A 12,985-nucleotide genomic window follows, 5' to 3' on the forward strand; every position below is an offset into this window, starting at 1 on the left:
GATGACACTTGAATTCCTGTCCGCGACCGCGATCCCTTAAGGAAAAGACCATGACTGAAATTCGTGTGCCGACGCTCGGCGAATCCGTCACCGAGGCCACCATCGGCCGCTGGTTCAAGAAGGCTGGTGATGCCGTGGCCGTCGACGAGCCCTTGGTGGAGCTCGAGACCGACAAGGTCACCATCGAAGTCCCGGCGCCCTCCGCGGGTACGCTGAGCGAGATCATCGCCGCCGACGGCACGACCGTTGCGGTCGGCGCGCTGCTCGGCCAGATCACCGAAGGCGCCGCCGGTGCAAAGCCGGCTGCTGCGCCCGCCAAGCCCGCCGCTGCTGCTCCGGCTCCCGCGGCTGCTGCTCCCGCGCCGGCTCCGGCCGCGAAGGCGCCGCCGGCCGATGCGCCGCTCGCCCCGTCCGTGCGCAAGCTTTCCGCCGAGAGCGGCGTCGATGCCTCGACCGTTCCGGGCTCCGGCAAGGACGGCCGCGTCACCAAGGGCGACATGCTCGCTGCGATCGAGCGTGCGGCCTCCGCGCCGACCCCGGTCAACCAGCCTGCCGCAGCCGTGCAGGTCCGTGCGCCTTCGCCGGCCGATGACGCCGCCCGCGAAGAGCGCGTCAAGATGACCCGGCTGCGCCAGACCATCGCGCGCCGCCTCAAGGACGTGCAGAACACCGCGGCCATGCTGACGACCTTCAACGAGGTCGACATGACCAACGTGATGGCGCTGCGTGCCCACTACAAGGATGCGTTCGAGAAGAAGCACGGCGCCAAGCTCGGCTTCATGGGCTTCTTCACCAAGGCCGTCGTGCAGGCGCTGAAGGACATCCCGGCCGTCAACGCCGAGATCGACGGCACCGATTTGATCTACAAGAACTACTACCACATCGGCGTCGCCGTCGGCACCGACAAGGGCCTCGTCGTGCCCGTGGTGCGCGATTGCGACCACAAGTCGATCTCCGACATCGAGAAGGGCATCGCCGATTTCGGTCGCCGTGCCCGTGACGGCCAGCTCAAGATCGACGAGATGCAGGGCGGCACCTTCACCATCACCAATGGCGGCATCTACGGCTCGCTGATGTCGACCCCGATCCTGAACGCGCCGCAGTCCGGCATTCTCGGCATGCACAAGATCCAGGAGCGTCCGATGGTCGTCGGCGGCAAGATCGAGGTCCGCCCGATGATGTATCTGGCGCTGTCCTACGATCACCGCGTCATCGACGGCAAGGAAGCCGTCACCTTCCTGGTTCGCGTCAAGGAGAGCCTGGAAGATCCGGCGCGCCTGGTGCTCGATCTCTGATTCCTGATGCTTTGCGAGCGCCGTCGCACAATTGCGCGACGGCGCGTGTCGAACCATGGAGGCGCGCGTGACGGATAAGGTCGTTGTCATCACCGGCGGCAGCCGCGGCATCGGGCGGGCGACCGCGATCGCGGCGGCCGCGCGCGGCTACCGGGTCGTGGTCGGATACGCCAGCAACAAGAAGGCCGCCGACGAGGTGGTCGCTACGATCGAGGCCAGCAACGGCAAGGCGATCGCGGTGAAATGCGATGTGGCGGAAGAGCGCGACATCGTCGACCTGTTCAAGGAGGCCGACAAGTTCGGCACCCTCGGCGCACTCGTCAACAATGGCGGCATCGTCGGCACGAGCGGCGTGCGCGTCGACGAGATGTCGGCCGAGCGCATCCAGCGTGTGATGGCGGTCAACGTCACCGGCTCGATCCTCTGTGCGCGCGAGGCCGTGAAGCGGATGTCGACGAAGCATGGCGGCGAGGGCGGCGTCATCGTCAACCTGTCGTCGGTTGCGGCGAAGCTCGGCGCGCCCAACACTTATGTTGATTACGCCGCGTCAAAGGGCGCGATCGATTCCTTCACCACCGGTCTCGGCTACGAGGTCGCAAACGAAGGCATTCGCGTTGCGGGCATTCGCCCGGGCCTGATCGACACCGAAATCCACGCCTCGGGCGGCGAGCCCGACCGGCACCATCGTCTGGCCCATATGGTGCCGATGAAGCGCGTCGGCACCGCTGATGAAATCGCCAATGCCATCGTCTGGCTGATGTCGGACGAGGCCTCCTACATCACCGCAGCCACGCTCGATGTGTCCGGCGGACGCTGACGCACCGGCGGACGCTGCCATCTCGTCTTCACGCTAAACCTCACGGGACTTTCTCTCATGGCTACCTACGATCTCGTCGTCATCGGCACCGGACCTGGCGGTTATGTCTGCGCGGTGCGCGCCAGCCAGCTCGGCATGAAAGTCGCCGTGGTCGAAAAGAACGCCAGCCTCGGCGGCACCTGTCTCAATGTCGGCTGCATGCCGTCGAAGGCGCTGCTGCACGCTTCCGAGATGTTCGAGGAGGCCGCGCACTCCTTCGCCAAGATGGGCGTGTCGGTCTCCTCGCCGAAGCTCGACCTTCCCGCGATGATGAACTTCAAGCAGCAGGGCATCGACGGCAACGTCAAGGGTGTCGAGTTCCTGATGAAGAAGAACAAGATCGACGTGATCAAGGGCACCGGCAAGGTCCTCGGCACCGGCAAGGTCGAGGTCTCCGCCGACGGCAAGTCGCAGGTGGTCGAGACCAAGAGCATTGTGATCGCGACCGGCTCGGACATCGCGCGCCTCAAGGGCATCGAGATCGACGAGAAGCGCATCGTGTCGTCCACCGGCGCGCTGTCGCTCGACAAGGTCCCCGGCAAGCTCCTGATCGTCGGCGCCGGCGTGATCGGCCTCGAGCTCGGCTCGGTCTGGCACCGTCTCGGCGCCGAAGTCGTCGTCGTCGAGTTCTTGGACCGCATCCTGCCCGGCATGGACGGCGAGATCGCCAAGCAATTCCAGCGCATCCTCGAGAAGCAGGGCTTCTCGTTCAAGCTCGGCGCCAAGGTCACGGGCGTCGACACCTCGGGCAAGTCGCTGAAGGCGACGGTCGAGCCGGCCGCTGGCGGCGCTGCCGAGACGATTGAAGCCGACGTCGTGCTGGTCTGCATCGGCCGCGTGCCCTACACCGAGGCGCTCGGCCTGAAGGAAGCGGGCGTTGCGCTCGATCCCCGCGGCCGCGTGCAGATCGATCCGCATTTCGCCACCAGCCTGAAGGGCGTCTATGCCATCGGCGACGTCGTTGCCGGACCCATGCTGGCGCACAAAGCCGAGGACGAAGGCGTTGCGGTCGCCGAGATCATCGCAGGGCAGGCCGGCCACGTGAATTACGATGTGATCCCGGGCGTCGTGTATACCACGCCGGAAGTCTCCTCCGTCGGCAAGACCGAGGAGGAACTGAAGCAGGCCGGCACCGCCTATACCGTCGGAAAGTTTCCGTTCACCGCCAACGGCCGCTCCAAGGTCAACCAGACCACCGACGGCTTCGTGAAGATTCTCGCAGATGCGAAGACCGATCGAGTGCTCGGCGTGCACATTATCGGCCGCGAAGCCGGCGAAATGATCCATGAGGCGGCCGTTCTCATGGAGTTTGGCGGCAGTGCGGAAGATCTCGCGCGAACCTGCCACGCCCATCCGACCCGCTCGGAGGCCATCAAGGAGGCCGCGCTTGCAGTCGGCAAGCGGGCCATCCATATGTAGCAACGCGCCCAGCGCTGAATCGGGCGGGAAACACATGCTGCGCCGCCTTCTTCAACCGGTCTGGGTCCTGCTTGCGATCGTCTTCCTGATCGAAGCCTGGCTGTGGGACCATCTCGAGCCGATCGTTGCGAAGGTCGTCGCGGCGATTCCGCTCGCGCGCTTCAAGCAATGGCTGTCCGACCGTGTCGATGCGCTGTCGCCGGCGGTGACGCTGGTCATCTTCGCGGTGCCAATCATCCCGCTGTTTCCGCTCAAGCTGGTCGGCCTGTGGCTGCTCACCCATGAATATTGGCTGAGCGGCGTGTCCACGTTCCTGTTCGCAAAACTGCTCGGCGTCGGTGTCACCGCCTTCGTGTTCGACGTGACGCGCGACAAGCTTCTGGAGATGCGCTGGTTCGAGCGGATCTACGATCTGGTGCTGAAGATCCGCGCCAGGGCCGTCGAGCTCGTCAACCCGATCAAGCAGCGCATCCGCGAGCTGATCGCCGGCAACGGCGAAGGCTGGTCGTCACGCACGCTGCGCCTGATCCAGCGCTTCAGGAAGAGCGTGCACCAGGCGCGGTGACACACACTCAGTGTCATTGCCCGCGAAGGCGGGCAATCCAGTATTCCACCAGCGGTCGTGATTGAATCGAAAAGCCGCGGCGTACTGGATGCCCCGGTCAAGCCGGGGCATGACACTGCTTGTGTGGCTGAAAGTGCCGTAGCCCGGATGAGCGAAGCGACATCCGGGATCTTCCGTTGTCGCCCCCGCATGTCGCTTTCGCTCATGCGGGCTACAAGCGCCGTCGGCCCCTCAATGCAAATGCAGCAGATGCGGCCACCACAGGCCGAGCCCGGTCATGAACAGGCCGGCGAGGGTCAGGATGCCGCTGACATAGGCCAGCGCGAGCATGCCGGTGATGATGGTGGCCGAGGCTAGCACGATGCCGATTTGGAAGGCGGCCGAGGCCAGCTCGAAGTGATGGTATTTCGCGGTCGCCTCGTCGCGATCGTGCTCGGCATGCTTGGCTTTCTCGGCGAGCTGCTCGGTGCCTTCGCCGGTCTCGGGCTCGGAGCGATAGCGCGCCGCGGTCTTGGTCCAGTCCTCGACCTGCTTCTGCACGGCGGGCTTTTGCGCCTCGTCCGCGCCGGCGAGCGTAAGCTTGCCCTGCTCGGCCGCGGTCACCACCACGGTGCGGCGGATGCTCTTGGCCTGGAAGAACGCCCAGAGATTGGCGGCCTCGACGTTCTTGCTGATCGATTCGGTCTGGGCGCCCTTGCCGAGCGTCTCCGAGACCGCCAGGAACAGCGCCAGCACCGCGATCAGGAGCGCGATCTTCTTGTTCGAGCCGGACGCGTGTTCGGCGTGCTCGGCATGCTCCATGCTTTCATGTGCGCTCATAAGTCCCTCCTGTTCGGTTCCCAACGATTGACCGAACCGCGCGGCCTGCGCAAGGGGCACGCGGGCCAAGAGAGTTGCTATGACAGCTTCATGTCAGGAAGCAGCGGCCATTCAGCGCTGGTTCAGCAACGTCACCGCCGCGGATGCGCGCTGGCGTAGACTTCCAGGAGGCGCTCGGAATCGATGCCGGTATAGACCTGCGTGGTCGAGAGCGAGGAATGGCCGAGCAATTCCTGGATGGCGCGCAAATCGCCGCCGCGCGAGAGCAGATGCGTGGCGAAAGAGTGGCGCAGCGCATGCGGCGTCGCGCTGTCGGGCAGGCCGAGCGCGCCGCGCAGCCGCTCCATGGCGAGCTGGATGATGCGCGGGCTCAACGGGCCGCCGCGCGCGCCGACGAAGATCGGGCTTTCCGCCGGCAGCGGATAGGGGCACATCGCAACGTAGTCCTGCACCAGCTCCAGCACGTTCTGCAGCACCGGCACCATGCGGGTCTTATTGCCTTTGCCCGTCACGATCAGCACGTCGCCTTCGCCGGGCTTGGGCACCTCGCGGCGCTTCAGGCCGAGCGCTTCGGAGATGCGCAGGCCCGAGCCGTATAGCAGCGCCATCACGGCGGCGTCGCGGGCGAGGATCCAGGTCTCGCGGTCCTCGCCGGCGCGCTCGTCGGCATCGGCCAGACGTTTCGCGGATGCCATCGGCAGCGGCTTCGGCAGGCTCTTGGCGACCTTCGGCGCGCGGATCGCAGAGAGCGCGCCGACCTTGCCCTTGCCCTCGCGTTCGAGGAAGCGGCCGAACGAGCGCAGCCCTGCGAGCGCGCGCATCAGGCTGCGGCCGGCAATGTCGTCGGCCCGGCGCATCGCCATGAAGGCGCGCACGTCGGTCGCCTCCAGCGCGGCGAAGCGCTTGAGCGTCACGCGCTCGCCCCAATGGCTGCAAAGGAAATCCAGGCACTGCCTGAGGTCGCGGCCATAGGCCTCCAGCGTCTTCGGCGACAGCCGCCGCTCGGCGCCGAGATGCGACAGCCAGCGCGTCATCTCCTGCGCGATCGAGGGATCGGCGCTGGCGAGCTCGATCAATGGGGCGGCCGCTTTGCTCATGCGCTCTGGACGTAATGATTCCGCTCAGTATATCGCATCAGACTCGTTAACGTTCGCTAAGGTCGCGCCCCGGCGCTAGGCTGAAAGCCCAAAGGTTCCGATTCCCTCTCCATGGATCACTCGTCCCGCAGCAACGCCGCCCCCGCCAACGCGACCGGCATGGTCGACGTGCTGGTGCCGGTCGCGCTCGACCAGACCTATTCCTACAAGGTGCCGCGCGGGATGGAGCTGAAGGCGGGCGATCTCGTCGGCGTGCCGCTCGGGCCGCGCGAGGTGCTGGCCGTGGTCTGGGGCGAAAACACCAATCCGGATCCGCGCCTGCACAATCGCCTCAAGGAGGTCAGCGAGAAGCTCGACATTCCCCCGCTCAAGCCCGAGCTGCGACAGGTGGTCGACTGGGTCGCCAATTACACGCTGAGCCCGCGCGGCATGGTGCTGCGCATGTGCCTGCGGATGGGCGACAATCTCGGCCCCGAGCGGGTCCGTCCCGGCGTGCGCCTGGTCGGCGATCCCCCGAAGAGGCTGACGCCGGCGCGGGCGCGCCTGCTCGAGGTGCTGTCGGACCGGCTGCTGCACGGCAAGTCGGAAGCGGCGAAAGAAGCGGGCGTCTCCGCCGGCGTGATCGACGGCCTCGTCGACGAGGGCACGCTCACGGTCGAGCCGATGCCGCCGCCTGCGCCGCCACCAAGGCCCGATCCGGATTTCGGCCGGCCGGATTTTTCGCCGCTGCAGCGGGCCGGCGTGGACGCGATGCGTGCGCTCGCGGCCAACGGCACCTTTCATGTCGCGCTGCTCGACGGCGTCACTGGCTCCGGCAAGACCGAGGTTTATTTCGAGGCGGTTGCGGAAACTATCCGCCGGGGAAAACAGTCGTTGATCCTGATGCCGGAGATCGCGCTCACCGGCCAGTTCCTCGATCGCTTCGCGCAGCGCTTCGGCGCGCGGCCGATCGAATGGCATTCCGAGCTGACCCCGCGCACGCGCGCGCGCAATTGGGCCGCGATCTCGGGCGGCACCGCGCCGGTCGTGGTCGGGGCGCGCTCGGCGCTGTTTCTCCCCTACGCCGATCTCGGCCTGATCGTCGTCGATGAAGAGCACGACCAGGCCTACAAGCAGGACGAGGGCGTGCATTATCACGCCCGCGACATGGCGGTGGTGCGCGGGCATATCGCGAAGATCCCTGTCGTGCTGGCCTCTGCGACGCCGTCGGTGGAGTCCGAGGTCAACGCCCGCAAAAACCGCTATCAGCGCGTTGCGCTGCCCTCGCGCTTCGGCGGTCAGCACATGCCGCATATCGAGGCCATCGACATGCGCCGCGAGCCGCCGGCGCGCGGCCGCTTCATCTCGCCGCGTCTCGCCGGCGAGATTCGCGGCGCGATCGAGAAGCGCGAGCAGGCGCTCTTGTTCCTCAACCGCCGCGGCTATGCGCCGCTGACGCTGTGCCGCGGCTGCGGCCATCGCTTCGCCTGCACCATCTGCGATGCTTGGCTGGTCGATCACCGTTTTCGCCAGCGCCTCGTCTGTCATCATTGCGGCTTCTCGATGCCGCGCCCGCATCTCTGCCCGCACTGCTCGGCCGAGGAATCGCTGGTCGCGGTCGGCCCCGGGGTCGAGCGCCTGCAGGAGGAGGCAGCCGCGCTGTTTCCGCAAGCCCGCACCATGGTGCTGTCGAGCGACCTCATCACCTCGATCGAGACCATGCGCTCGGAGCTCGCCGAGATCGCGGAGGGGCGCGTCGACATCATCATCGGCACGCAGCTCGTCGCCAAGGGCCACAATTTTCCCAGGCTCAATCTCGTCGGCGTGGTCGACGCGGATCTCGGCCTGTCCAACGGCGATCCGCGCGCGGCGGAACGCACCTGGCAATTGCTCAACCAGGTGATCGGCCGCGCCGGCCGCGAGCAGGGCCGCGGCGTAGGGTACTTGCAGACGCACCAGCCCGATCATCCCGTGATGAAGGCGCTGATCGCCTGCGATCGCGAGGCGTTCTACGACAGCGAGATCGATTTGCGCGAACGCACGCTGTATCCGCCGTTCGGCCGGCTCGCGAGCCTGATCATCTCGGCCGGAGATCGCCCGAGCGCCGAAGGCCTCGGCCGCCGTATCGTCGCGCTCGCGCCGCGCGACGAGCGCGTCGTGGTGCTGGGGCCGGCCGAAGCGCCGCTCGCCGTCATCAAGGGTCGCTACCGCTTCCGCATCCTGGTGAAATCGGCGCGCGGCTTCGATCTGTCGGACTATTTGCGCAATTGGCTCGCCGTCTGCCCGAAGGCGACGGGCAATCAGAAGCTCGAAGTCGACGTCGATCCGCAGAGCTTTTTGTAGAGACGACGCGCCGCTCTCTCACCGTCATTGCGAGGAGCGGAGCGACGAAGCAATCCAGAGTCCCTCGGCGGAAAGATCCTGGATTGCTTCGCTGCGCTCGCAATGACGGCGAGAGAGCAGTGCGCAAGTCTCACTTCTTGCATCAACCGTAGCCCGGATGGAGCGCAGCGCGCACGAAGACCCCGGATTACGCTGCGCTCCATCCGGGCTACGAAGCACAAACAAAAAAGCCCGCGGTCCCCCAAGACCGCGGGCTTGTTTCATTCGCGCAGAAAACTGATGAAAACTGCGCGATCACTGGGGCGCTAACGCGCCTTAGGAGACGACTTCCGCGGTAACGCGGCCGACGCCGGCGCCGGTGAGGCCGATGGCGCGGGCAGCACCCGTGGAGAGGTCGAGAACCCGGCCGCGGATGAACGGGCCACGGTCGTTGATGGTGACGATGACGCTCGAGCCGCGATGGGTGACGCGCAGCTTGGTGCCGAACGGCAGCGAGCGGTGCGCCGCGGTCAGGGCGTTCTGGTTGAAGCGCTGGCCGGAAGCGGTGCGGCTGCCGGATTCATTGCCGTAATAGGAGGCCATGCCGGAAAAGCTGTGGCCCGAGCCCGAGGTCGGCGTCATCGATGCATTGGCGTTGCGCCAATCGGAAGTCGCGTTGGTATCGGCCTGGGCGTGGTGGCGGTGATGATGATGCCGGTGGTGGCGGGATTTGGCGGAAGCCTCGGTGGCAGTTCCACCGATGAGGAGAGTTGCGGCAACGAAAGCGATCGCCGTACGCGGCCGGGTCACAAAGCCCAGCGTCTTCAAAGACAGCATTTAGTGGTCCCTAAGCTAGTATTGCCACATATGTGGCTAGTGGAGCCCCCATCAGTTTGTGAGCGGTTTGGCGTTTCGATTCCCAATGCGGCATGAATTGGGCAGTAAATCCATTCTGTGTCGTCATGAAATATCTTGTGACTGGCATCGATATTGCAGCCGATGTTCCGTAATCCTGAATTTTAACGATTCGTTAACCTAACGATTACTTTGAATTACTGTAAAACGAAGTCATCATCTTCCGCGTTTAGAATTCAGTAAGTATTCGGGAAGAGCTGGCAGTCGGGCTTGAGGTCACGCCTCAGCGAGCCGTGTTCATGGCCGCTATGCGCTGGAGGCAGGAACGAAATGGCTGGGCGGTACCGGAGGGTGCACGGCAATTCCGTGACGCGGGGCGCCGTCCTCCCGATCATCAAGACGGCGTCACGGCGTGCGACGAACTGGCGACAGAAGCTCGCGCCTTTAATTTGGCGTCATGTTGCACGTGCGCGCCTGCTATGTTAGCAAAGCCGCGATTTTAACGGATCCGGCACCTCCCGTGTCGGCCGAGAATCAAAGTCCCGCTTGAATTCCAAGGGCTTGGATCGCTTGGCGCCGCTTCGTGGCGACGGTTTTTCCCTTGCGAGTTTGACAGCAAAAAGAGCGCGTCTGTGGCTGCAGAAGATACGTCCGTTTCCGGTGTGTCCGGCCGTTATGCAACGGCCTTGTTTGAACTGGCCCGCGACCAGAAAGTGGTCGACGAGGTCAAGGCCGACCTCGAGAAATTCGAGGCCCTGCTGAACGAGAGCGCCGATCTAAAGCGCCTCGTCCGCAGCCCGGTGTTTGCCGCCGAGGCCCAGTCCAGGGCTCTCACCGCCGTGCTGGCCAAGGCCGGCATTGCCGGCATCTCCGCCAATTTCCTCAAAGTGCTGACCGCCAACCGCCGCCTGTTCGCGGTGACGGACGTCATCCGCGCCTACCGCGCGCTCGTCGCCAGGTTCAAGGGCGAAGTGACGGCCGACGTGACCGTGGCGGAAAAGCTCTCGGACAAGAATCTCGACGCCCTCAAGGTTGCCCTGAAGTCGGTGACCGGCAAGGACGTCGCGCTCAACGTGAATGTCGATCCCTCGATCATCGGTGGCCTCGTCGTGAAGCTTGGCAGCCGCATGATCGATAGTTCGCTTCGCACCAAACTCAATTCGATCAAGCACGCGATGAAAGAGGCAGGCTGATGGACATCCGCGCCGCGGAAATTTCCGCGATCCTCAAGGACCAGATCAAGAATTTCGGCCAGGAAGCTGAAGTCTCCGAAGTCGGACAGGTGCTGTCCGTCGGCGACGGCATCGCCCGCGTCTACGGTCTGGACAACGTCCAGGCCGGTGAAATGGTCGAGTTCGAGAACGGCACCCGCGGCATGGCGCTGAACCTCGAAACCGACAACGTCGGTATCGTCATTTTCGGTGCCGACCGTGAGATCAAGGAAGGCCAGACCGTCAAGCGCACCCGCGCCATCGTGGACGCGCCGGTCGGCAAGGGCCTGCTCGGCCGCGTTGTCGACGGTCTCGGCAATCCGATCGACGGCAAGGGCCCAATCCAGGCCGACAAGCGCATGCGCGTCGACGTCAAGGCGCCCGGCATCATTCCGCGTAAGTCGGTGAGCGAGCCGATGGCGACCGGCCTCAAGGCGATCGACGCCCTGATCCCCGTCGGCCGCGGCCAGCGCGAGCTGATCATCGGCGACCGCCAGACCGGCAAGACCGCGATCGCGCTCGACACCATTCTGAACCAGAAGCCGCTCAACGCGCAGCCGGACGAGAACATCAAGCTGTATTGCGTCTATGTCGCGATCGGCCAGAAGCGTTCGACGGTTGCCCAGTTCGTCAAGGTGCTGGAAGAGCAGGGCGCGCTGGAATATTCCATCATCGTCGCCGCCACCGCGTCCGACCCGGCGCCGATGCAGTACATCGCGCCGTTTACCGGCTGCACCATTGGCGAGTATTTCCGCGACAACGGCATGCACGCCGTGATCATCTATGACGATCTGTCGAAGCAGGCCGTCGCCTATCGCCAGATGTCGCTGCTGTTGCGCCGTCCGCCGGGCCGCGAAGCTTATCCCGGCGACGTGTTCTATCTGCATTCCCGCCTGCTCGAGCGCGCGGCAAAGCTCAGCAAGGACCACGGTTCGGGCTCGCTCACCGCGCTGCCGGTGATCGAAACCCAGGCCAACGACGTGTCGGCCTACATCCCGACCAACGTGATTTCGATTACCGACGGTCAGATCTTCCTGGAAACCGACCTGTTCTTCCAGGGCATCCGTCCGGCGGTGAACGTCGGTCTGTCGGTGTCGCGCGTCGGTTCGTCGGCGCAGACCAAGGCGATGAAGAAGGTCGCCGGCAAGATCAAGGGCGAGCTGGCGCAGTACCGCGAAATGGCGGCGTTCGCGCAGTTCGGCTCCGATCTCGATGCCTCGACCCAGCGTCTGCTCAACCGCGGTTCGCGCCTCACCGAGCTCCTGAAGCAGCCGCAGTTCTCGCCGCTGAAGATGGAAGAGCAGGTCTGCGTGATCTGGGCCGGCACCAACGGCTATCTCGATCCGCTGCCGGTCAACAAGGTGCGTGCGTTCGAGGACGGCCTGCTCTCGCTGCTGCGCGGCAAGCACGTCGACATCCTCAATGCGATCCGCGACAGCCGCGATCTCTCCGACGACAGCGCTGCGAAGCTGAAGTCGGTGGTCGAAGGTTTCGCGAAGAGCTTCGCGTAAGAACGCCGTCATGGCCGGGCTGAAGCGCGAAGCGCGTCTTCGCAACTGAAGTCCCGGCCATCCACGCGTCACGGCGTGGAGGCAAGACTTGGATGCCCGGGACAAGCCCGGGCATGACGACAGGATAGGGTCGCGGTCCAGCCACAGGCTGATCGCCGGGGTGAACGAAGAATGGCGTCACTTAAAGACATGCGCGTGCGCATCGCCTCCACCAAGGCGACGCAAAAGATCACCAAGGCCATGCAGATGGTCGCGGCATCCAGGTTGCGCCGCGCCCAGCAGGCGGCGGAAGCTGCACGCCCCTATGCCGACAAGATGAGCGCGGTGATCTCCAACATCGCCAGCGCCGCCGCGGGTTCGCCCGGCGCACCGGCGCTGCTTGCCGGCACCGGCAAGGACCAGGTTCATTTGCTGCTGGTCTGCACCGGCGAGCGTGGCCTGTCCGGCGCCTTCAACTCGTCGATCGTGCGTCTCGCGCGCGAACGCGCCCAGGCGCTGATGGCGCAGGGCAAGGAAGTCAAATTCTTCTGCGTCGGCCGCAAGGGTTACGAGCAGCTTCGTCGTCTGTTCGACAAGCAGATCGTCGAGCATCTCGACCTACGCAGCGTTCGTCAGCTCGGTTTCGTCAACGCCGAGGACATCGCGAAAAAGGTGCTGGCGCGTTTCGAGAACGGCGAGTTCGACGTCTGCACGCTGTTCTACGCGCAGTTCAAGTCGGTGATCGCTCAGATCCCGACCGCACAGCAGATCATTCCGCTCGTTGTGGAAGAAAAGGCGGCGAACGCGCCGTCGACGTCCTACGAATACGAGCCGGAAGAGGACGAGCTCCTCTCGGGCCTGCTGCCGCGCAACATCGCGGTGCAGATCTTCCGCGCACTGCTGGAAAACAACGCTTCGTTCTACGGCGCGCAGATGAGCTCGATGGACAACGCCACCCGCAACGCCGGCGAAATGATCCGCAAGCAAACCCAGATCTACAACCGAACCCGTCAAGCCCAGATCACCAAGGAGCTGATCGAGATCATCTCCGGCGCCGAGGCGGTCTGACGCGAACTC

At 64.9% G+C, this 12,985-nt stretch carries 11 protein-coding genes; 8 read left to right on the forward strand and 3 right to left on the reverse strand.

Annotated elements, in window-relative coordinates:
• Positions 1–50 precede the first annotated feature (50 nt).
• Genes odhB through QRQ56_RS15115 form a run of 4 tightly spaced genes read left to right on the forward strand, consistent with a single transcriptional unit; the run spans position 51 to position 4,135 of the window.
• Positions 51–1,295 (forward strand): 2-oxoglutarate dehydrogenase complex dihydrolipoyllysine-residue succinyltransferase, encoded by a 1,245-nt coding sequence (gene odhB, locus QRQ56_RS15100; RefSeq protein WP_438741114.1) that lies wholly within the window; start codon positions 51–53, stop codon positions 1,293–1,295.
• A 55-nt stretch (positions 1,296–1,350) separates the two neighbouring features.
• Entirely contained in the window at positions 1,351–2,112 is a 762-nt protein-coding gene (locus QRQ56_RS15105) for an SDR family oxidoreductase (protein WP_438741116.1), read from the forward strand.
• A 57-nt stretch (positions 2,113–2,169) separates the two neighbouring features.
• A complete protein-coding gene (gene lpdA, locus QRQ56_RS15110; protein WP_438741118.1) occupies positions 2,170–3,570 on the forward strand; it encodes a dihydrolipoyl dehydrogenase in 1,401 nt (466 codons plus the stop codon).
• A gap of 34 nt (positions 3,571–3,604) precedes the next feature.
• Positions 3,605–4,135, forward strand: coding sequence for a hypothetical protein (locus QRQ56_RS15115; RefSeq protein ID WP_438741119.1), 531 nt, complete (start codon positions 3,605–3,607; stop codon positions 4,133–4,135).
• Positions 4,136–4,366: 231 nt separating this feature from the next.
• Here QRQ56_RS15115 and QRQ56_RS15120 read toward each other — a convergent pair whose 3' ends face one another.
• On the reverse strand, positions 4,367–4,954 hold the full coding sequence (locus tag QRQ56_RS15120) for a DUF4337 domain-containing protein (protein ID WP_438741121.1): 588 nt from the start codon (positions 4,952–4,954) through the stop codon (positions 4,367–4,369).
• 131 nt (positions 4,955–5,085) lie between these two features.
• Positions 5,086–6,051 carry a tyrosine recombinase XerC gene (locus tag QRQ56_RS15125; protein WP_438741122.1) on the reverse strand — a complete coding sequence of 322 codons (966 nt, stop codon included), beginning with the start codon at positions 6,049–6,051 and terminating at the stop codon, positions 5,086–5,088.
• 111 nt (positions 6,052–6,162) lie between these two features.
• On the opposite strand from QRQ56_RS15125, the gene QRQ56_RS15130 reads away from it, so the two are divergent.
• Complete coding sequence (locus QRQ56_RS15130; RefSeq protein ID WP_438741124.1) at positions 6,163–8,373, forward strand: primosomal protein N'; 2,211 nt, start codon at positions 6,163–6,165, stop codon at positions 8,371–8,373.
• A 315-nt stretch (positions 8,374–8,688) separates the two neighbouring features.
• Here QRQ56_RS15130 and QRQ56_RS15135 read toward each other — a convergent pair whose 3' ends face one another.
• On the reverse strand, positions 8,689–9,189 hold the full coding sequence (locus QRQ56_RS15135) for a septal ring lytic transglycosylase RlpA family protein (protein WP_438741125.1): 501 nt from the start codon (positions 9,187–9,189) through the stop codon (positions 8,689–8,691).
• A gap of 650 nt (positions 9,190–9,839) precedes the next feature.
• Between QRQ56_RS15135 and QRQ56_RS15140 the strand changes: the two genes are divergently transcribed.
• The 3 genes from QRQ56_RS15140 to QRQ56_RS15150 all read left to right on the forward strand — a co-directional run bounded on the left by QRQ56_RS15140 (position 9,840) and on the right by QRQ56_RS15150 (position 12,976).
• Positions 9,840–10,400 (forward strand): F0F1 ATP synthase subunit delta, encoded by a 561-nt coding sequence (locus QRQ56_RS15140; RefSeq protein ID WP_438741127.1) that lies wholly within the window; start codon positions 9,840–9,842, stop codon positions 10,398–10,400.
• On the forward strand, positions 10,400–11,929 hold the full coding sequence (atpA, locus tag QRQ56_RS15145) for a F0F1 ATP synthase subunit alpha (RefSeq protein WP_438741128.1): 1,530 nt from the start codon (positions 10,400–10,402) through the stop codon (positions 11,927–11,929). Before QRQ56_RS15140 ends, atpA begins: the two co-directional genes overlap by 1 nt.
• 171 nt (positions 11,930–12,100) lie before the next feature.
• Positions 12,101–12,976 (forward strand): F0F1 ATP synthase subunit gamma, encoded by an 876-nt coding sequence (locus QRQ56_RS15150; RefSeq protein WP_438741129.1) that lies wholly within the window; start codon positions 12,101–12,103, stop codon positions 12,974–12,976.
• Positions 12,977–12,985: the final 9 nt, after the last annotated feature.

The sequence above is a fragment of the Bradyrhizobium sp. U531 genome (genome assembly GCF_051710265.1).
Classification (GTDB): Bacteria; Pseudomonadota; Alphaproteobacteria; order Rhizobiales; family Xanthobacteraceae; genus Bradyrhizobium.